General features: G+C 58.0%; 15 protein-coding genes, 1 tRNA gene and 3 pseudogenes. 13 read left to right on the forward strand and 6 right to left on the reverse strand.

The window, feature by feature from the left end; all coding sequences use genetic code 11:
- Positions 1-24 precede the first annotated feature (24 nt).
- The gene (locus BMZ57_RS02350; RefSeq protein WP_045791813.1) at positions 25-2,454 is read right to left on the reverse strand and encodes a Tc toxin subunit A; all 2,430 of its coding nucleotides are present in this window, start codon (positions 2,452-2,454) and stop codon (positions 25-27) included.
- A 235-nt stretch (positions 2,455-2,689) separates the two neighbouring features.
- Here BMZ57_RS02350 and trhO point away from each other — a divergent pair, with 235 nt between their 5' ends.
- From trhO to BMZ57_RS02375, 5 genes are all read left to right on the forward strand, one after another.
- Positions 2,690-3,631: an oxygen-dependent tRNA uridine(34) hydroxylase TrhO gene (gene trhO / locus BMZ57_RS02355; protein WP_010208911.1), complete on the forward strand. Its 942-nt coding sequence runs from the start codon at positions 2,690-2,692 to the stop codon at positions 3,629-3,631.
- Between the two features lie 36 nt (positions 3,632-3,667).
- A complete protein-coding gene (locus BMZ57_RS02360; protein ID WP_175439633.1) occupies positions 3,668-4,270 on the forward strand; it encodes a DsbA family protein in 603 nt (200 codons plus the stop codon).
- The gene (locus tag BMZ57_RS02365) at positions 4,263-6,065 is read left to right on the forward strand and encodes an ABC transporter ATP-binding protein (RefSeq protein ID WP_069672420.1); all 1,803 of its coding nucleotides are present in this window, start codon (positions 4,263-4,265) and stop codon (positions 6,063-6,065) included. The genes BMZ57_RS02360 and BMZ57_RS02365 overlap by 8 nt, the downstream gene beginning before the upstream one ends.
- Positions 6,066-6,136: 71 nt before the next feature.
- A complete protein-coding gene (locus BMZ57_RS02370; RefSeq protein WP_021490788.1) occupies positions 6,137-8,599 on the forward strand; it encodes an EAL domain-containing protein in 2,463 nt (820 codons plus the stop codon).
- A gap of 79 nt (positions 8,600-8,678) precedes the next feature.
- A complete protein-coding gene (locus BMZ57_RS02375) occupies positions 8,679-9,446 on the forward strand; it encodes an iron-containing redox enzyme family protein (RefSeq protein WP_197999029.1) in 768 nt (255 codons plus the stop codon).
- 21 nt (positions 9,447-9,467) lie between these two features.
- Here the strand turns inward: BMZ57_RS02375 and BMZ57_RS02380 are convergent, their stop codons facing one another.
- The gene (locus BMZ57_RS02380) at positions 9,468-10,394 is read right to left on the reverse strand and encodes a GGDEF domain-containing protein (RefSeq protein ID WP_010208916.1); all 927 of its coding nucleotides are present in this window, start codon (positions 10,392-10,394) and stop codon (positions 9,468-9,470) included.
- A 484-nt stretch (positions 10,395-10,878) separates the two neighbouring features.
- Complete coding sequence (lldD, locus tag BMZ57_RS02385; protein ID WP_010208917.1) at positions 10,879-12,009, reverse strand: FMN-dependent L-lactate dehydrogenase LldD; 1,131 nt, start codon at positions 12,007-12,009, stop codon at positions 10,879-10,881.
- Positions 12,010-12,110: 101 nt separating this feature from the next.
- On the opposite strand from lldD, the gene BMZ57_RS02390 reads away from it, so the two are divergent.
- The 3 genes and pseudogenes from BMZ57_RS02390 to BMZ57_RS02400 all read left to right on the forward strand — a co-directional run.
- Positions 12,111-13,007, forward strand: coding sequence for a LysR family transcriptional regulator (locus BMZ57_RS02390; RefSeq protein ID WP_021490785.1), 897 nt, complete (start codon positions 12,111-12,113; stop codon positions 13,005-13,007).
- A gap of 60 nt (positions 13,008-13,067) precedes the next feature.
- A tRNA-Asn gene (locus tag BMZ57_RS02395) sits at positions 13,068-13,143 on the forward strand.
- 93 nt (positions 13,144-13,236) lie between these two features.
- Positions 13,237-13,485: pseudogene (locus tag BMZ57_RS02400) on the forward strand (DUF4113 domain-containing protein); the annotation flags it as partial.
- Positions 13,486-13,575: 90 nt separating this feature from the next.
- Here BMZ57_RS02400 and BMZ57_RS02405 read toward each other — a convergent pair.
- Entirely contained in the window at positions 13,576-13,890 is a 315-nt protein-coding gene (locus BMZ57_RS02405) for a hypothetical protein (protein WP_021490784.1), read from the reverse strand.
- A gap of 25 nt (positions 13,891-13,915) precedes the next feature.
- Here BMZ57_RS02405 and BMZ57_RS02410 point away from each other — a divergent pair.
- The 5 genes and pseudogenes from BMZ57_RS02410 to BMZ57_RS02445 form a co-directional block, all read left to right on the forward strand.
- Positions 13,916-14,422, forward strand: a pseudogene (locus BMZ57_RS02410) (transposase); the annotation flags it as partial.
- A gap of 44 nt (positions 14,423-14,466) precedes the next feature.
- Positions 14,467-14,721, forward strand: a pseudogene (locus tag BMZ57_RS30095) (hypothetical protein); the annotation flags it as partial.
- Positions 14,697-14,963 carry a hypothetical protein gene (locus BMZ57_RS29435; protein ID WP_010208925.1) on the forward strand — a complete coding sequence of 89 codons (267 nt, stop codon included), beginning with the start codon at positions 14,697-14,699 and terminating at the stop codon, positions 14,961-14,963. The pseudogene BMZ57_RS30095 and the gene BMZ57_RS29435, both read left to right, overlap by 25 nt.
- 1,045 nt (positions 14,964-16,008) lie before the next feature.
- Positions 16,009-17,340: an ABC transporter ATP-binding protein gene (locus BMZ57_RS02440; protein WP_010208927.1), complete on the forward strand. Its 1,332-nt coding sequence runs from the start codon at positions 16,009-16,011 to the stop codon at positions 17,338-17,340.
- Between the two features lie 4 nt (positions 17,341-17,344).
- Positions 17,345-18,073 carry a sulfotransferase family protein gene (locus tag BMZ57_RS02445; protein ID WP_010208928.1) on the forward strand — a complete coding sequence of 243 codons (729 nt, stop codon included), beginning with the start codon at positions 17,345-17,347 and terminating at the stop codon, positions 18,071-18,073.
- On the opposite strand, the gene BMZ57_RS02450 is transcribed toward BMZ57_RS02445, so the two are convergent.
- Positions 18,062-18,400 (reverse strand): antibiotic biosynthesis monooxygenase family protein, encoded by a 339-nt coding sequence (locus BMZ57_RS02450; protein WP_010208929.1) that lies wholly within the window; start codon positions 18,398-18,400, stop codon positions 18,062-18,064. The genes BMZ57_RS02445 and BMZ57_RS02450 overlap by 12 nt on opposite strands.
- Positions 18,397-19,377: a zinc-dependent alcohol dehydrogenase family protein gene (locus BMZ57_RS02455; protein ID WP_010208931.1), complete on the reverse strand. Its 981-nt coding sequence runs from the start codon at positions 19,375-19,377 to the stop codon at positions 18,397-18,399. Before BMZ57_RS02455 ends, BMZ57_RS02450 begins: the two co-directional genes overlap by 4 nt.
- Between the last annotated feature and the right edge of the window lie 33 nt (positions 19,378-19,410).

Genomic DNA, 19,410 nt, shown 5'->3' on the forward strand with positions numbered 1-19,410 from the left:
AGTCTGCTGGTTGAGAGAAAGCCTTTACTGACGTGCGGCGATGATGGCTTCGCCCACGAGCTTCCATTTATTGAAGTCGCTGGCGGTATCCAGCTCGCTGGCGTCGAGCAGCATTTGGCTGGCGAGGCGGGTGATGGTGCAGGCTTGCCGGCAGCGCATGATCCAATCCAGCTGGTCCATGGACTTGACCCTGTGTGTGGGCAAGGTCTCAGTGAGCGCCCTCAGTTCTTTTTCGTCCCACCCCAACCATTGACTTAGCCGGGTATCGAGGGTTTGAGACCCGTTGCTGTTGGCGCTCTCGAAATACTCCAATAGGCTGTCCTGTGCCAGGCCATACCTCTCGCAGCAGTCTCTGAAACGCTGCAACAGATAGAGCGTGCCCAGGCTCAGCTCGACCAGTTCTGTGGGGGATTTTTCGCTGTCCAGCCAATGGGGGTTGATCAGTAATTGACGCAGTGACGTGCTGTTAACCGGCAACGGCAACAGCGTGGTGATATCCGGCGCCAGCAGGATCAGGTGGGTGGGCTCAGTGTCCGTTTTTTTGAAATGTAGCCTGTAGTAGCGCTTAAGCTCATTGCTGTAGAGGGCCGGCGCCGGGTTTTCCAAAAACTCTTGGATGCACGCCTCAAGTCCCTTTGGGAGTAAATCGACCCAGCGCTTGAGCGCCGGGTTATCAGCGACGGGTTCCAGCAGTAATCGCTGGCGCAACTGCGTAACGCTGGTGTCATTGTCCCTGAGCCAGGTGACGGCCCAATCCAATCGCATGAGCACATCGAGAAAATCCATCTCGGTGCTTAATGTGGGGTTGGCCAGCTTGCTCCAGGTGGACGGGCCGAGCAGGTCGGCCAGTTGTTTACAGTGCAAGACAGAAAGGCCGAAAACCTGGGCAATGCGTGCCAAGCGATAGATCCCGGAGTACGTGACCAGGTTCCTGTGGAGAGGGTTGGGGAACGCGTCTGTCAGCAGTTGCAGCGAGTCCGGTGTATCACTCAACGCCAACGCGGCGCAAAGCTGCTGGCGGGTATGCGAATCGAAGGTTTGGTCGTCCAGCGGTAACGGTCGCTCGGACAACAGTGTGCGATTGAACACCTGATCGAATAAGGCAGGCTCGTTGGCGCTGGCCTGCACGGGTAGGCGATCCAGCCACGCCGAAAATTCCAGCGGCTTGAGCCTGTAGCGCCCACGAAGGTAGCGGTAGACCCCCAGTGCGCGCAGGGTGGTGTGGCTTATCTGAAGATCGGCGTTGGCTGTGCCCTCAAGCATCATGGTGCTGACGATCAGCGTATCGAGTTCGGCGAATGGCAGATCGATCCACTTTTGCAGGCGGATCATCCGATGCAGACGGTCGAACCGATCGAGGCTGGTATTGAGTAGTGTCGCTGTTTTCCCGTCGGCGGATTGGCCAACCTCTAGCTTGGGCAGGCGGTCTGTGCCATTGACATAGCGGGCACCATAGGTCAGCAACTGTTTAGACGCCGAGAGGGAGGCATGGGCGGCGAAACTGTTTTGCGCCAGGAGGGCTTGTAACTGGGTAGTGTCCAGCGCCGTACATTTCAGAAAGTCGTCAAGGTTTTCTGGAGCACTGGGTCTGCCAAAGTAGGTTTCAAACAGTGTGCTTCCCGTGACGTGTGGCTGCGTCAACAGTTCTTGCTGTTGGGGATTCAGTTCGCTTAGCAGGCATTGCACGTCATTGTTGCGCGCTTTGACCGTGCCATACCGTGTGCTGCCGGCATCGTCAAACGGCAGCCGCTTGCTGATTCGATAATTCAATTCACCCAAGGCGTGCTGGGTTCCCGACAGTCCCAGGCGGCATTGAAGGTGATGATGGTGGTAAGGCAGTGTCAAGGGGTAGCGTTGCTTGCTGAGCAGCGCGCGCACCTTCTCCTGCGGGTGATGGAGTTTGATCTGTTTGCGCAACATGTCATCGATCAGCGTCAGCAGCGGGCGCTGGGCAAAGGTCGTGTCGTGGTCAATCGGTAAATTTTTCAGCTCTGGGCGCCGTTGGCTCAAGAGGATTTTGGTTTTCGTTCCCTTGCCGTTTTTTTCAAGCTGAGTTGCAAAAAGAAACAGTGCTCGCAGGTAGGCGACAGGCGAATCGATAGCGGCGATGGCATCGGGGTGGCAGGCATTGCCCCAGTCCTCATTGAGCAGGCTGGGCGCGCTCGGCTCAAGGTCGCGTTTGCTACGGGCATGAGGGGTGTTCAATGGTTGTTGGTCGTACAGCCATTGCAACTGAGTGGTGTAGGAGCATGCGTTTGTATAAGCCTGGGCGCCGTCGTCATCATTGTACTGGGCCAGTCGACGGATGAACTCGGCCTCGGGCAGCTCGACGATGTCGAAGACGCTGGTGAAGCGGAGCAGATCCATGGCAGTGGTGAAGTCGACCTTCCCAACACTTGGAGTAACGGGCTGTTCCACCAGCCTGGCCAATAACGAACGGTTTAAGGTTTCCATGTCATCGATCTTCCTGTGAGCCCAAAGGTGGATCCACTGGGCGACGCAAGACGCTATCACGCAGGTGGCTCGGGCCGAGGTCAGCCAAAGGCGTGAGCGTGTCAGGGAAATATCGTTAACGGAGTGTCGATGCGGTGGCGTCGCGGTTTTGCTAGAATGCGCGCCGCGCGACGTGGTTCGCGTTTTTAGCATCCGGTTCACCCCTTACGAGGGTAGCCACCTGGAGAGAACACCCATGACTCAACCGATTGTCGTGGCGGCACTGTATAAGTTCGTCACCCTCGAAGATTACGTCGCCCTGCGCGAGCCACTGCTGCAGGCGATGGTCGACAACGGCATCAAAGGCACCTTGCTGATCGCCGAAGAAGGCATCAACGGCACCGTTTCCGGCAGCCGCGAAGGCATTGACGGCCTGATGGCCTGGCTGAAGAACGACCCGCGCATGGTCGACATCGACCACAAAGAGTCCTACTGCGACGACCAGCCGTTCTACCGCACCAAGGTCAAGCTCAAGAAAGAGATCGTGACCCTGGGCGTCGAAGGCGTCGATCCGAACAAGAAAGTCGGTACCTATGTCGACCCGAAGGACTGGAACGCGCTGATCAGCGACCCAGAGGTGCTGTTGATCGACACCCGTAACGACTACGAAGTGTCCATCGGCACCTTTGAAGGCGCGATCGATCCGAAAACCACCAGTTTTCGCGAATTTCCCGACTACATCAAAGCCAACTTCGATCCGGCCAAGCACAAGAAAGTCGCCATGTTCTGCACCGGCGGCATTCGCTGCGAGAAAGCGTCGAGCTACATGCTCAGCGAAGGCTTCGACGAGGTCTATCACCTCAAGGGTGGCATCCTGAAGTACCTCGAAGAGGTGCCGCAGGAAGAAACCAAGTGGCAGGGCGACTGCTTTGTTTTCGATAATCGCGTGACCGTGCGCCACGACTTGAGTGAAGGCGACTACGATCAATGTCATGCCTGCCGCACACCCGTCAGTGTCGACGACCGCGCCTCCGAGCATTATGTGGCGGGCATCAGTTGCCCGCATTGCTGGGATAAGCTGCCGGAGAAGACCCGTCGCAGTGCGATCGACCGGCAGAAGCAGATCGAGCTGGCCAAGGCCCGCAACCTGCCGCACCCGATTGGCTTCAACTACAAGCAAACTCCTTCCGAGGCCTGAGCCATGTCCGCGCGCCTGCTCTATGTAATGGACCCGATGTGTTCCTGGTGCTGGGGCTTTGCCCCGGTGGCCAAAGCGTTGGTGGAGCAGGCCCAGGCGGCCGGTGTGGAGCTGCACCTGGTGGTGGGCGGCTTGCGTACCGGCAGTGGCGCGGCACTGGAGCCGACCACCCGGCGCTACATTCTGGAGCATTGGCAGGCGGTCACTGACGCTACCGGCCAGCCGTTCAAACGTGAAGGCGCGTTGCCCGACGGTTTTGTGTATGACACGGAGCCGGCGTGCCGGGCAATTGTCACCGCCCGCAGCCTGGCGCCGGATTGCGCCTGGAAGCTGCTGGGGCTGATCCAGCGTGCGTTCTATGTCGAAGGCCGCGACGTGACCCTCGCCAGCGTGTTGGTGGAACTCGCCGAGCAGGCGGGGATCCCGCGTATCGAGTTCGCCGGCGAATTCGACCGCGCCGAGCAGCATGCGGCCACGGCGGCCGATTTCACCTGGGTGCAGGACCTGGGCATCGCCGGTTTCCCGACGCTGCTGGCCGAGCGTAATGGTCAACTGGCCTTGCTGACCAACGGTTACCAGCCGCTGTCCGAGCTGTCGCCTTTGCTGGGCCGATGGCTGGAGCGAGCCACCTGTGCATGAACCCGCCCAGCGCACCGATCGCCTGACCTGGGCGGAAATTCGCCGCCTGGCCCTGCGTCACAAGAAATCCCTGTGGATCGCCAACGGCGTCGCCGTGCTGGCGACCCTGTGCAGCGTACCGATCCCCTTGCTGTTGCCCCTGCTGGTGGATGAAGTACTGCTGGGCCACGGCGACGCAGCCCTCAACGTGATGAACCACGCGCTGCCGCTGGGCTGGCAGAAAGCGGCCGGTTATATCGGGCTGATGCTGCTGGTGACCCTGTTCCTGCGCTGCGGCGCATTGGTGTTCAACGTGGTGCAGGCGCGGCTGTTTGCGCGGCTGGCCAAGGACATCGTGTACCGCATCCGCGTGCGCCTGATCGAGCGGCTCAAGCGTATTTCCCTGGGCGAGTATGAAAGCCTGGGCAGCGGCACGGTCACCACGCACCTGGTCACCGACCTCGACACGCTGGACAAATTCGTCGGCGAAACACTGAGCCGGTTCCTGGTGGCCATGCTCACGCTGGTGGGCACTTCGGCGATCCTGGTGTGGATGCATTGGCAACTGGCGCTGCTGATCCTGCTGTTCAATCCGCTGGTGATCTATGCCACGGTGCAGTTGGGCAAGCGCGTCAAACACCTGAAGAAGCTGGAAAACGACAGCACTTCACGTTTTACCCAGGCCCTGACTGAAACCCTGGACGCGATCCAGGAAGTCCGCGCTGGCAATCGCCAGGGGTTCTTCCTGGGGCGTCTGGGCCAGCGTGCCCGGGAAGTGCGCGACTACGCGATCCATTCCCAGTGGAAAACCGACGCCTCCAGCCGCGCCAGTGGTTTGCTGTTCCAGTTCGGTATCGACATCTTTCGCGCAGCGGCCATGCTCACCGTGCTGTTCTCCGACCTGTCCATCGGCCAGATGCTCGCGGTGTTCAGTTACCTGTGGTTCATGATTGGCCCGGTGGAACAGTTGCTGAACCTGCAATACGCGTATTACGCGGCGGGCGGGGCGCTGACGCGGATCAATGAGTTGCTGGCGCGTGCCGATGAGCCGCAATACGCCGGGGGCGAAGACCCATTCGTTGGGCGTGAGACCGTCGGCATCGAAGTACGTGGACTCAATTTCGGTTATGGCGAAGACCTGGTGCTTGACCAGTTGAACCTGGCCATCGCCCCCGGCGAGAAGGTGGCAATCGTCGGCGCCAGCGGCGGTGGCAAAAGTACCTTGGTGCAACTCTTGCTCGGCCTCTACACGCCCCAGGCCGGGACTATCCGTTTTGGTGGTGCCACCCAGCAGGAAATCGGCCTGGAGACGATTCGCGAAAATGTCGCCGTGGTGCTGCAACACCCTGCATTGTTCAATGACACCGTGCGCGCCAACCTGACCATGGGCCGTGAGCGCAGTGACCAGGCGTGCTGGCAGGCACTGGAAATTGCCCAACTGGATGCTACCGTCAAGTCACTGGCCTTGGGCCTGGACAGTGTGGTGGGGCGTTCCGGCGTGCGGTTTTCCGGCGGGCAGCGTCAGCGCCTGGCGATTGCTCGGATGGTGTTGGCCGAACCGAAGGTCGTGATCCTCGACGAAGCGACTTCCGCCTTGGACGCCGCCACCGAGTACAACCTGCATCAGGCGCTCGCACGCTTCCTGAGCGGGCGTACTACACTGATCATTGCCCACCGCCTGTCGGCGGTTAAGCAGGCAGATCGAGTATTGGTGTTCGACGGCGGTCACATTGCCGAGGACGGTGATCATCAGCAATTGATTGCCGATGGCGGCTTGTACGCCAAACTCTATGGACACTTGCAACAAGTGCGTTGATTTAGCCTGGGCTGAGCTATCGGAAGCGGATATTCGCGTGCGTATCCAGCAGTGCATGTGCAAGGGACTTCATGAAGCAAAAGCGGACTCTCGGAACGCCAAAACTGTTGGGCATCGTCTGGCCCTTTATCGCCGTTGTACTGTTCCAGGCATTGTTGGGCTGCGTCAGTCTCTACGTGCTCTCGGCAGTGCGTGGCTATGTGGCCGGTGAAAGCCTGTGGTCCAAAGGCCAGAAGGACGCCATCTATTACTTGACGCTGTACGCTGATAGCCGCGACGAAACCACTTACCTCAAATATCAGCAGGCCATTGCCGTGCCTCAGGGCGGCCACGAACTGCGCACTGCCCTGGACCGTCCTACCCCTGACCTGAGCGCCGCACGCCTGGGTATTCTCAAGGGCGGCAACCACCCGGATGACGTGTCCAACCTGATCTGGCTGTACCTCAACTTTCGTCATTTCAGCTACCTGGAAAAAGCCATCGAGTTGTGGGCAGTGGGCGATGGCTACCTGATGCAACTGGATGACCTCGCCCGTGAAATGCACGGCGCGATCACCCGTGATCAGGTCAGCGCCAACGACGTACGCCAGTGGAAAGCACATATCGTTGGCATCAACGAAGGTGTGACGCCGGCCGCCAAGGCGTTCAGTGATGCGTTGGGCGAAGGCTCGCGGATGATCCTGCGGTTGCTGCTGATCACCAACCTGGCCACGGCCCTGGGGCTGATCGTGCTGGCACTGTTGCGCACCCATAAGCTGCTGACCCAGCGCCACGCGTTTGCCGACGCCCTGCAACAAGAGAAAGAGCGTGCGCAGATCACGTTGGAGTCGATTGGCGACGGGGTGATCACCACCGATGTCGACGGCGCCATCACCTACATGAACCCGGCGGCCGAAGCGCTGACCCACTGGAATTCGGCCCAGGCTCAAGGTCTGCCCCTGGCTGCGCTGTTCAACCTGCTGGATGACAATGCGCAACCAGACGGCTTTACCCTGATCGAACATATCGTCAAGGGCCAACTCAGCGGCGGCAGCGAGCATTCCAAAACCATCCAGCGCCTGGATGGCAGCACGGTCTCGGTGACGCTGGTGGGCGCGCCGATCCGCAGCACCGGCAAGGTCACGGGGGCGGTGCTGGTGTTGCATGACATGACCCAGGAGCGGCAATACATCGCCAACCTGTCCTGGCAGGCGACCCACGACGCCCTGACCGGCCTGGCCAACCGTCGCGAATTCGAATTCCGCCTGGAACAGGTACTGCATCCCACCGCCCAGCAGAATGGCGGGCGCCATGCATTGATGTTCCTAGACCTCGACCAGTTCAAGCTGGTCAACGACACCTGCGGCCACGCGGCGGGGGACGAGTTGCTGCGGCATATCTGTGCGCTGCTGCAGTCGGACCTGCGCGAAGGCGACACCCTGGCGCGGTTGGGCGGAGATGAATTCGGCATCCTGCTGGAAAACTGCCCGGCGGCGGTGGCAGAAAAGATTGCCGAGAGCCTGCGCCACACCGTGCAAAACCTGCACTTTGTGTGGAAGGGCCGGCCGTTCATGACCACCGTCAGCATTGGCCTGGTGCACCTGGGGCACACCCCGACCACCTTGGAAACCTCACTGCGCGCCGCTGACATGGCGTGCTACATGGCCAAGGAAAAGGGCCGCAACCGCGTGCAGGTGTACCACGCCGACGACTCGGAACTGTCGCTGCGCTTTGGCGAAATGGCCTGGGTGCAGCGCCTGCACATGGCGTTGGAAGAGAACCGGTTCTGCCTGTACGCCCAGGAAATCTCGCCCCTCGGGCAGACCAATGGTGGCGATGGGCATATTGAGATCCTACTGCGGCTGCACGACGAGGCCGGACGCATCATCCTGCCCGACAGCTTTATCCCCGCCGCCGAGCGTTACGGTCTGATGACGTCCCTGGACCGCTGGGTGGTGGAAAATGTGTTCAAGATCATCAACCGGTGCATGCAGGAGCGGCCGGGGCTTCCCATGGCCATGTGTGCGATCAACCTGTCAGGCATCACCATTGGGGATGATGACTTCCTCGGTTTTTTACGTGAGAAGTTTCATACATACACTATTCCGCCGGGCATGATCTGTTTCGAAATAACCGAAACCAGTGCTATTGCAAACTTGGGTAGTGCGATCCGCTTTATTAATGAACTCAAAGCCTTAGGTTGTCATTTCTCGCTGGATGACTTTTGTGCCGGAATGTCCTCATTCGCCTATCTCAAACATTTACCTGTAGACTTCCTGAAGATCGATGGAAGTTTCGTAAAGGATATGCTGGACGACCCGATTAACCGCGCGATGGTCGAAGTGATCAACCACATCGGCCACGTCATGGGTAAGCGCACAATTGCTGAATTTGTCGAGACACCGCAAATCGAACAGGCATTACTCGAAATTGGTGTGGATTACGCTCAGGGCTACCTGATTGAACGACCGCAATTGTTTACCTTTGATAGCTTGCAGTGTCGACCTGTGCGGCCGCAGCCTCTGTTATTCAAGGCGCCCGGCACATTCCGCTGAAACATTTGCTGGTCTGTACAATCACACTTAAAAAGGAGCCTTAACAGTGATCGACACCTTCATCAGAACCGGCCCGCTTATGGAAGCCTCCAGTTATCCGGCCTGGGCTCAGAAACTGATCCTGGACTGTAGCGAGAGCAAGCGCCGCGTTGTCGAACACGAACTGTACCAGCGCATGCGCGACAACTCGCTCAGTGCCAAGACCATGCGCCATTACCTGATTGGTGGCTGGCCTGTGGTGGAACAGTTTGCCTTGTACATGGCACAGAACCTCACCAAGACCAAATTTGCCCGCCATCCTGGGGAGGATATGGCGCGCCGCTGGCTGATGCGCAATATTCGTGTGGAACTCAACCACGCTGACTATTGGGTGCATTGGTCCCGTGCCCACGGGGTCAGCCTGGAGGACCTGCAGGCCCAGAACGTGCCGCCGGAGTTGCATGCGCTGAGCCATTGGTGCTGGCACACCAGCTCCGCCGATTCGCTGATCGTGGCCATTGCCGCGACCAACTATGCGATCGAAGGGGCTACCGGGGAATGGTCCGCCGTGGTGTGTTCGACCGGCGTCTATGCGGCGGCTTTCCCCGAGGAAGAGCGCAAGCGTGCGATGAAGTGGCTGAAGATGCACGCCCAGTATGACGATGCGCACCCATGGGAAGCGCTGGAAATCATCTGCACCCTGGCCGGGATGAACCCGTCCAAGGAATTGCAGACGGAGCTGCGCCAAGCCGTGTGCAAGAGCTACGACTACATGTACCTGTTCCTGGAAAGCTGCATGCGTCTGGAGAAAGAAAAAGCTCCGGCCGTGGTGCGCGAGCGCCAGGCGCGGGTCGTCAGCGAAGCGTGATGTAACGGTGATGGCGGGGGCTTACCCCGCCATCGCCAGGCGGTTACGCCCTTCGCGCTTGGCCACGTACAAGGCGCTGTCGGCCCGACGCAGCAGGCTTTCGGCGGACTCAGCGGCCAGCAAGGTCGAGCAACCCAGGCTCACCGTCAATTCAATCCGCGTGTCATCCGCCCAGTAATCCTGGGTCTGTGCCGCCTGGCGCAGGCGTTCGCCAACCATCGCCGCCGCATCGCGACCCGTGTTGGACAGTAGGATCAGAAACTCTTCCCCGCCAAACCGGAACACCATGTCCACATTGCGCAACTGGCCTTTGATCGCCGCGGCGACGGCGCGCAGCACGTTATCGCCAGCGGCGTGGCCGTGGGTGTCGTTGATGGTCTTGAAGTGGTCGATGTCCAGCATCAGCAAGGACAGCGGGTTGAGGTGCCTGCGCGCCATGTCGATTTCCCGTTGCAGGGTTTGGTCCATGGCGATGCGGTTGCCGGTCTCGGTCAGCGGGTCGCGCAAGGCACTGCGGGTGGCGGCGCGGTAGAGCAGGGCGTTACGCATCGGGTAGAGCAGGGTGGCCAGCAGGGATTCGAGTTGGCCGAGTTCTTCTTCGGCCAGGCGCTGGTTGCGACGAAAGATCAGCTCGCCCAGGTGCTCGCCTTCATGGCTCAGGCTGTAACTCACAGAATGGTGGCCACGATGGCCGAACTCCAGGCGCAAATCGCTGGCTTGATGGCGGTATTGCAAGGCGTCCAAGGGCACCAGGCGCTGGATCTCACGGAAGAACACCCCGAGGATGCGCTCCGGCTCCAGGCTGGTTTGCAATTGCAGGCCCAGTTGCTGGCGAAGTTGGGCAAGGGTGGTGGGGCGACGTGGTACGAGAGATGGTTGACCAAACCCCAGGCGTTGCAATTTGGCAGTATCGAAGTCAATTGCGTTGGTCTGGGTGGGTGTTTTCATAAACGATCGGCCTCTAAGCACTTGGCTGTCTTACAGGCTCAATGAGAGTGGCGAGTGCCAAGCGTCTTACTGTTCCTTCAGTTCCGTAAAACATAGGTAACAGTCTAGACCGCTTTGCAATGGGTTATAACCCCTGGGCACTGCCGCACGTCTTGTCATCGCCTTACCTGCTAGAACAGAGTTAGAGCGAGATTCATGCCAGAGAGGTTCAACTTAATAAAAAGTCTTATAAATCAATCGACTGTTTTTACCGCCAAAAACAGTCGCTGAAGGATGACGCCAGTTAATTGGCAACTCGGCGGTGGTCTTGAAGTTTCTGTGGTTCGCACTGTTTATCGCGAATAAACAACGCCGGAATGACACCACAGATAAAATAAGCGCCGCCCATCACCCGCACACCACTGCCCATGGCGCCATGGGACGCCAGACGGCCGCCGGCACCACCGTCTTGCCGCCAGGCCCGCGGGATCGTCGAGCAGCAGGGTTAAACCAAGGTGGAGCGATCGATCTGCGCGATGGAGGTCACACCGGTGAGGGTCATGGCCACGCGCATTTCCTTGGCGAAGATGTCCAGCAGGTTTTCCACGCCGTGCTGGCCGTCGGCGGCCAGCGCATAGGCTGTCGCGCGCCCCAGCAGACAGGCCTTGGCGCCCAGGGCCAGCATGCGTACCACGTCCAGCCCGGAACGGATGCCGGAATCCACCAGCACCGTGAGGTCATCGCCCACGGCATCGGCAATCGGAGGCAGGGCCTTGGCGGTGGACAGCACGCCGTCCAGCTGGCGACCACCATGGTTGGAGACCACGATGCCATCGGCGCCGAAACTCACCGCGTCCTTGGCGTCCTGGGGGTCGAGGATACCTTTGATGATCATCGGGCCTTTCCAGAATTCGCGGATCCACTCCAGGTCTTTCCAACTGATGGAGGCGTCGAAATTGTTCGCCAGCCAGCCGATGTAATCTTCCAAGTGAGTGGGTTTGCCCAGGTATTTGGAGATATTGCCCAGATCATGGGGGCGCCCCATCAACCCCACATCAAAGGCCCATTGCGGCTTGGTGACGGCTTGCAGCATGCGCCGTTGTGCCGCGAACGGCCCGGACATGCCCGAGTGCGCATCGCGATAACGCGCGCCGGGCGTCGGCATGTCCACGGTAAATACCAGTGTGGTGACGCCCGCGGCTTGCGCGCGCTCCAGCGCGTTGCGCATGAAGCCACGGTCCTTGAGCACATACAGCTGGAACCAGATCGCCTGCGCGCTTTGCGACGCCACCTCTTCAATCGGGCACACCGACACCGTCGACAGGCAGAACGGAATGCCCTTGTTTGCCGCCGCCTTGGCCGCTTGCACTTCGCCACGTCGTGCGTACATGCCAGTCAGGCCCACCGGGCTGAGGATCACCGGCATGTCCAGTTCCTGGCCGAACAGCGTGGTCTTCAGGCTCAGGTTGTCCACGTTGCGCAGGATGCGCTGTCGCAGGCTGATCTCGGCCAGGTCCGAACTGTTCGCGCGCAGCGTGTGTTCGGCGTAGGCGCCGCCGTCGATGTAATCGAACAGGAAACGCGGCAGCTTGCGCTTGGCGGCGGCGCGGTAGTCGGAGGCGGAGGAGATAATCATTATTAGGGGCTCCACAAGGCAAGGTGCAGGCAGGATAGGCATTTCTCTGGCATGATAAAAACAACTTTTATCGATGGTAGTCAGTCGCCAAAGGAATACTGATGAACCTGAGAACATTACGCGCCTTTGTCGAAGTGGTGCGCCAGGGTGGTTTCTCCCAGGCGGCGGAGGTGGTGTCCCTGACCCAGTCCTCCGTCAGCAAGGCCGTCAAGACGTTGGAAGATGAACTGGGCACACCGTTGCTCAATCGCCTGGGCCACCGCAACGAACTGACCGCCGCCGGCGAAATCGCCTACCGTCGCGCGTTGGTCCTGCTCGCCGAGCGCAACGACCTGGTGGCCGAGATCAACGACCTGCGCGGTTTAAAGCGTGGCGTACTGCGCATCGGCCTACCGCCGGTGGGCTGCGGTGTGCTGTTCGCGACGATGTTTGCGACCTACCGCAGCCGCTACCCGGACATCGACATCGAGCTCACCGAGTACGGCAGCAAAAAGCTGCGCGAGTGCCTGGAAGCGGGGGAGGTCGACCTGGCGGCGCTGCTGCTGCCGGTGGACGAAGATTTCGATTACCAGCCCGTGCGCAATGAGCCGCTGATGGCCGTGCTGCCCATGAGCCACCCGCTGGCCCACCTTGAGCGGATCGACTTCACCCACCTGGCCGATTCGCCGTTCATCCTGTTCGAAGCCGGTTTCGCCCTCAACGCCAAGATCCTCGCCGCCTGCGAGCGCAAAGGCGTGACCCCCAAGGTGACGGCCCGCAGCGGGCAGATCGACTTCATCATCGACCTGGTCGCCGCCGGCTTGGGCGTGGCCTTCGTGCCACGCATGCTGGCGTACAAGCATCAACACGCCGGCATCGCCCTGATCCCCTTGGACGAACCCCACACCGACTGGCACATCGCCCTGGCCTGGCGCACCAGCGCCCACCTGCCGCCGGCTGCCTTGGCCTGGCTGGAGTTGGCCAGGGAGCACGCGGTTTCAACCGGTCATCCGATTTAATCGCGCCGAATGCCAGAGAAAGCTTGACTTCTCCTTTTCAATCAGTAACATACGGCGCATTCCGCGATAGCTCAGTTGGTAGAGCAAATGACTGTTAATCATTGGGTCCCTGGTTCGAGTCCAGGTCGTGGAGCCAGATAGCGACATAAAAAGAAGCCTGCAGAGATGCAGGCTTTTTTTTGCCTTGGATTTCTCCGGGGTGATCAAGGCGCGCAGTGTGACCCGCATGAAGGTGTCAGTAATGCTGCTCAACCTTTGCAAACCTGGCGATTACACGAATGATCTTTTCGCCACGTCACCGTTTGTAGAGGCAACACGGGTGATGACGGTCCTGGATCAAATCAACGAGCGTTGGGGCAGGGGGACACTGCGCTCGGCCAGTGTGCCGGTTGATCCGGATTGGGGCATGCGTCGAGAGATGATGAGTCAGAGCTATACAACTAGGCTTGATCAGCTCTGGTCGGTCGATTGCAGGTGAGGGCTGATACCTATCAAGCTCTGTTATTCGCGCAGGGCAGTTAACGGCCCAGAGTGTGTAAAAACACCAACCGTGCTATCGCCGCCGAACTCAAATGGGAAGGAATTCCAACGTTTCAAGGTCGATCTCAGCATAACGCCCCAAATCGGCCTTGTAGAGGTAGATCCTAGAGCCCCCAAAATCCGTCTGCAAGAAAGTGATGAGCTGTCTAAGGTTGCCGCTGGCATGCGCCGTGGTCGGACTTACGACAGTCGCACATCCTGGTTCGTCGTCGTAAGTTCTGATCAGGAACATACCCCCATCGCTCAGCACGCTGTAATTATGACCACGGTACTCATACCCTAAATCGTGGTCGACATCGTCAAAACGGGTAGATTTCACTATCTTCACAGCAGCATCCAACATTCGGGTTCCACAAGAGGATCGTCTCGTGAAGCGCTTTATTCAAGGGGAGCACAGAGGTCAAGGCACCTTACTTCCCGAAAGCCTCGACGACTACGTCAGCGATACCAACCCGGTGCGTATAGTCGACGTCGTCGTCGACGAACTCGACCTGGTCAATTTGGGTGTCGACGGTGCTGTTCCTGCTCTTACGGGCCGACCTGCATACCACCCTGAGGTACTGTTGAAGGTCTATATCTATGGCGATCTCAACCGCATCTAATCGAGCCGACGCCTGGAGCGAGAAGCTCAACGCAACGTTGAGTTGATGTGGTTGACGGGTCGTTTAATGCCGGATTTCAAGACCATCGCCAACTTCCGAAAGGACAACAGCAAGGCCATCCGATGCGTCTGTCGTCAGTTCGTTGTGCTCTGTCAGCCGCTCGCATTGTTCGGAGAAAACCTGGTTTCCATCGACGCAAGTAAATTCAAGGCCGTCAACAGTCGTGACCGCAACTTCACTAGCGTCAAACTAAGGCGGCGAATGGAAGAAATTTAATCGAGCATCAGCCGCTACCTGGCCGCGCTTGATGCTGTTACCCGCCGAAGATATTGGTGCATGCGATGGTCGGTGGGTTACTTGCCCAGGCGACCGGTGGGGACTTCAAGACCGGCGCGCTGGCGGCGGGTATTAACGAAGCGGCTGTAGTTCACTTGGATTCGTTGGTTAGCGGTGATAAGAATCTGCTAGCTATGAGTTCTCAAATAGTCGGTGTTCTGGCGGCAGCTTCGCAAAAAGGTGCTGATGCGAAGTCCATCGAGAAAGGTGGATGGATGGTCCATTGGTCTACCAGGGGGCGGATACGTTACTTTCCGCCGGTGCTGGCTTTGGGAAAGTCCCTCTCGTGATGGGAGCTTCGGATGGATTGAGGAAGGGTTCGATCTTCGGGGTTTTGGTTCCGAAGATGGATATTAATTTTTTCATTCCGTTGTTAGGCACGAAAACGCCATTTGGTACTGCGCTAGGTGTGTATGTCGGCGGAGTGGGTTATAAGGGCTACGGCTTTTACGAGGAGGCTAAGGGTGACGGTAAGTAAGTTGATGTCCTCAGCAATAATGGCGGCGGGTGTTTTAGTCGTAATGCTTTCCATAGGATGCCTGCTGGCATTGTTACCAGTCCTGTTTATTTCTGCAGGGTTTGAGGTGGAATTTGATGTGGTATTTGTATGGTTGGGAATGCCATTCTCGATTTTGTTTGCGTTGAGTTGGTTTTATAAGTATGCAGACTTCGCAAAATCAATCATCTTTAGGCACTAGTGAGTCGCGTGCCTGTTAGCAAGGCATGGGGTAAAGCGGATTGGCGAGGTCGGTGCGCGGAGTCTCTTGGTGACTCGAATGATGAGCGGGCGTTGCGTGTTGTACTAACGCTTTTAAAAGCTAGAGAGGAGTCGGTTGTCATTCATGCAATTGAATCAATTGAGTCTGTTTTTTGGCTGGCTACATTGACAGGGCGCAGGTCATGCGGGCTCTAGATTAGGGGTTTGAGGCAGAGAGCAGAACGTTGAAGCTCATGGCGGCTACGTTGGTCAGGAAGTTAAGTGAAGCATGAAGATTGCTCGGTAGCTGACAGAGTGCGCCTCCTTTTCCTGCTGGTCATTGCCTTGCCACGCTTTGACAACCCAATCCAACCCAACTAATTTTCGTGGCGTGCTGCGCTTATGCGGCTCACGCTATGCAGAAACCCTAGATCTCCACCACGTTCTTGCGTGGCACCGTTGCGCCTAACAGCCAGCAAATGACTGTTAATCATTGGGTCCCTGGTTCGAGTCCAGGTCGCGGAGCCAGATAGCGACATAAAAAGAAGCCTGCAGAGATGCAGGCTTTTTTTGCCTTGGATTTGCCCTGGCAACCCAAGTGCACGGTGTGATTGCTGAAAGGAGTGATCTGACGCCTTCAGTGGGCCTGGCTTGTGATGAGGCTTGCGGTCGTCGTACTCATGGATTCCTTGTCGAGTAATTCCGCACTGTCTTGATTTGAGGCAAGATGCTTGGCGTTACGGGGCTGCTTCAGTACCTTCCAGCATGTTTTTGGTGTGTCGGACAGGCTTCGCATATTTCCAGAAGACACATGGAGTGTTTACAGATGCCCTCTGAGATCGCCATTCAAGTTCGGAATGTCAGCAAGCGTTTCCAGATTTACGACAGCCCAAGGGCGCGGCTGTTGCAGGTGTTCCGCAAGAAGCGCTGTTATACGGAGTTTGTTGCCCTTGATGATGTTTCCTTTGTTGTTAACAAAGGGGAGACCGTGGGTATCGTCGGCCGCAATGGCAGTGGTAAATCCACACTGCTGCAAATGATCTGCGGGACACTGACGCCGACTGAGGGAGAGGTGTCGACCCATGGCAGAATCGCGGCATTGCTGGAGTTAGGCTCTGGATTCAACCCGGAATTCAGCGGCCGCGAAAACGTTTACATGAACGCCTCCGTCCTCGGGCTCTCCCACGCTGAAACCTCTGCTCGCTTTGCCTCTATCGAGGCGTTCGCAGAGATTGGGGATTTCATCGATCGGCCGGTAAAGAGCTATTCCAGTGGGATGATGGTTCGCCTGGCCTTTGCCGTTGCAATCAATGTTGACCCCCAGATTTTGATTGTCGATGAGGCGTTGGCGGTAGGGGATGAGCTCTTCCAGCGTAAATGCTTTGCCCGAATAGAAAGTATCAAGTCTCAGGGCGCGACCATTCTTTTCGTGTCCCATGCCAGCGACACAGTGGTAGCGCTTTGTGACCGTGCGATCTTGCTGGATGGCGGACAGAAAGTAGCGGAGGGAACCCCCAAGGCTATTGTCGGTAAGTACCAGCGCATGCTGAACGCTTCGCCCGCTAAAGCGAAAGAAATGCGCGAGCAGATGATGGCCGGTTCGGTCGAGTTTACATCGGTGGCTGAGGTTGACGCCCCGGCGCTTGATGCGAACTCCGGCTTGGCAAGCGATTATTTTGATCCCCATCTGCTCTCCAAAGCAGTGCTTTCGTATGAGGCACGCGGTGCGGTGATTGCCAATCCTGGATTGCTCAATGCACGCCGGCAAAAGGTCAACTGCCTGAAGGCAGGAGAGACCTATTTGTATACGTATCAAGTTGCGTTCGAACAGGATGCGAGTCACGTACGCTTCGGCATGTTGATCAAGACCACCACTGGCGTTGAACTTGGAGGGGGGACGTCAGCCAAGCGCATCACCGAAGGTATTGAGTTTGTTGCTGCCGGTTCGGTACTGACGGTCGAATACAGTTTTGTATGCCGTCTGAATGAAGGCCTGTATTTTCTTAATGCTGGCGTTTCCGGTGATTGCGGGGAAGGTTTTCGGCACCTGCACAGAGTGGTGGACGCGTTGTGTTTCAGAGTGAATTCGGAGCATACGCAGTACGGCGTGGGCGTCGTGGACTTTTCATGCGCTCCAGAATGGTCGTTGGCAAGGTGACGGAATGTTGAAATTTGTCGGTATCGGCGCGCAAAAAAGCGGTACCAGTTGGTTGTATGAAGTATTGAATAAACACCCATCGATTTGCTTTCCCGGTGGTAAGGAAGTTCACTTCTGGGATTCAAACATCGCCAACGGCGTGGCTTGGTATCACGGCTTGTTTAATGTCGAGGGTCGAACTGCCGGCGACATCACGCCTGCTTACGCCATCCTGTCGCCGGAAACCATTAGAGAGGTTTACTCTCATTTTCCTGCATTACGCATCGTTTTTCTCATGCGTAACCCCATGGACCGTGCGTGGTCATCGGCACGCATGGCTTTGCGTAGGGCTGAGATGGAGTATTCGGAGGCTTCTGATCAGTGGTTTATAGATCATTTTAAATCACAAGGGTCGCTGCTACGGGGCGATTATGCGACTTGCCTGAAGAACTGGATGGGGGTCTATCCACGGGAGCAACTCCTGATTGCGCGCTATGAGGAGATCGTCAAAGATCCCGTGGTTTTGGCTAATCGGGTGTTGAACCATATCGGGCTGGATGGTTTTTTTACCGATGCGCATCGCTGTGAACTTTCGCAGCCGGTGTTCGAAGGCAGTCGCCATGCGCTGCCTCCTGGTTTGGCTGAGCTATTGCGGGCGCTTTACGCCGACAAAATAGATGCGTTGAGTGAGTTTCTGGAAGAAGACTTCTCGCACTGGAAGCAGATTCCAGCGGCACCCTGCTTAAAGCCTTGAATGTTGAGTCGATAGGCACAAGCCGGCGCATCCAGCAAACTCCAGCCCCTCAATGTGATACACCTGCGGCTCGTCCGAAAAATAGTTCTCCAGCCCCAACATGAACACCCGATGGTCTTCACTCGCTTCGAAGCCCGGTGTGTGGTCTTCGAGCGATTCCCAGCGCACGATCAGGTTGAATCGCTCCGGCGTTTCGATGCCTTGCGCGAGCAAATGGCCCAAGTAGCCTTTCGCGCGGCTGAGCAACGGTGCGACCTCCGCAAATGCCAGTCGGAATGCATCGATGTGTTGTTTGTGAACGGGCAGCAGGGCGATCTCGTAAATCATGGCGTGGCGCCTTCAATAGGCGCGACGGCAATCGCAATCTTCCCTTGGACGCCGTTGTTGCGGCTCTCCAGCCGCGCATGGGCGAGTCCAATGTCGGCAAGCGCATAGACCGCGCCGACATGCGGGCGCAACTGACCCTGTACGACCAAGCTGCTTAACTCATCCAGCTTGCCGCGATTTTGCCGCGTGAACACAAAGTGATAACTCGCATTTTTGCCCCAGGCCTGGACCAGGTTTTGCGGCTGGGAGATGTCCACGATCGAGACCACACGGCCCATTTGCGCGAGCGCATCAGGGCTGCGCGACAGTGTGTTGCCGCCGAGGGTATCGAATACCACATCGACTCCACGGCCAGCCGTTTCCCGCATGATGGCGTCGACATAGTCTTCCTTTTCGTAGTCGATGATCACATCGGCGCCCATGCGTTTAACGAACTCAGCATTAGCCTCGCGCACGGTAGTGAACACCTTTGCACCGATAGCTTTTGCCAGTTGGATTGCCACATGGCCGACACCCCCAGCGCCGCCATGTATCAGGATGCTTTCGCCCACCCGCAGTGCCGCGCGCACGGTCAGCGCTTCCCATGCGGTACCGCCAACCAGACTCAGGCTGGCCGCCTCAAGGTGGCTTAACGAGAGAGGCTTCTTTGCCACAATGTTCTCGGCCGCTACATGGTATTCGGCGTAACTGCCGGGGCCGTCGAAGATCTGCGGGGTGTACCAGACTTCGTCGCCTGGTGCGAAGTTGGTCACGCCCGGCCCGATGGCTTCGACAACACCGGAGACGTCGTGGCCGGTGATGGCGGGGAGGGGCACCAGGTCGGCATAGTCGCCACGTCGCACCTGATAATCCAAAGGGTTGATGGACGTTGCGTGAACCCGAACCAGCACTTGCCCGGTGTGCGGTACCGGCTTGGGCACCTCGCAGAGTTCGAACGAATCCGGGCTGCCAAACGACTTAAGTATCTGCGCTTTCATTGCCTCACCTCGTTTCGGTAAAAAGGGATATCG

The sequence above is a fragment of the Pseudomonas simiae genome, assembly GCF_900111895.1.
GTDB lineage: Bacteria > Pseudomonadota > Gammaproteobacteria > Pseudomonadales > Pseudomonadaceae > Aquipseudomonas > Aquipseudomonas simiae.

What these genes read in the sequence shown, in the direction of transcription:
- BMZ57_RS02360 (WP_175439633.1), top strand. Translation starts at nt 3,668, where the DNA reads ATGTGTTCCTGGTGCTGGGGCTTTGCCCCGGTGGCCAAAGCGTTGGTG.
- BMZ57_RS02455 (WP_010208931.1), bottom strand. Translation starts at nt 19,377, where the DNA reads ATGAAAGCGCAGATACTTAAGTCGTTTGGCAGCCCGGATTCGTTCGAA.
- BMZ57_RS02445 (WP_010208928.1), top strand. Translation starts at nt 17,345, where the DNA reads ATGTTGAAATTTGTCGGTATCGGCGCGCAAAAAAGCGGTACCAGTTGG.
- BMZ57_RS02350 (WP_045791813.1), bottom strand. Translation starts at nt 2,454, where the DNA reads ATGGAAACCTTAAACCGTTCGTTATTGGCCAGGCTGGTGGAACAGCCC.
- BMZ57_RS02390 (WP_021490785.1), top strand. Translation starts at nt 12,111, where the DNA reads ATGAACCTGAGAACATTACGCGCCTTTGTCGAAGTGGTGCGCCAGGGT.
- BMZ57_RS02380 (WP_010208916.1), bottom strand. Translation starts at nt 10,394, where the DNA reads ATGAAAACACCCACCCAGACCAACGCAATTGACTTCGATACTGCCAAA.
- BMZ57_RS02375 (WP_197999029.1), top strand. Translation starts at nt 8,679, where the DNA reads ATGGAAGCCTCCAGTTATCCGGCCTGGGCTCAGAAACTGATCCTGGAC.
- BMZ57_RS02440 (WP_010208927.1), top strand. Translation starts at nt 16,009, where the DNA reads ATGCCCTCTGAGATCGCCATTCAAGTTCGGAATGTCAGCAAGCGTTTC.
- BMZ57_RS02450 (WP_010208929.1), bottom strand. Translation starts at nt 18,400, where the DNA reads ATGATTTACGAGATCGCCCTGCTGCCCGTTCACAAACAACACATCGAT.
- BMZ57_RS02370 (WP_021490788.1), top strand. Translation starts at nt 6,137, where the DNA reads ATGAAGCAAAAGCGGACTCTCGGAACGCCAAAACTGTTGGGCATCGTC.
- trhO (WP_010208911.1), top strand. Translation starts at nt 2,690, where the DNA reads ATGACTCAACCGATTGTCGTGGCGGCACTGTATAAGTTCGTCACCCTC.
- BMZ57_RS29435 (WP_010208925.1), top strand. Translation starts at nt 14,697, where the DNA reads ATGGATGGTCCATTGGTCTACCAGGGGGCGGATACGTTACTTTCCGCC.
- BMZ57_RS02405 (WP_021490784.1), bottom strand. Translation starts at nt 13,890, where the DNA reads ATGTTGGATGCTGCTGTGAAGATAGTGAAATCTACCCGTTTTGACGAT.
- lldD (WP_010208917.1), bottom strand. Translation starts at nt 12,009, where the DNA reads ATGATTATCTCCTCCGCCTCCGACTACCGCGCCGCCGCCAAGCGCAAG.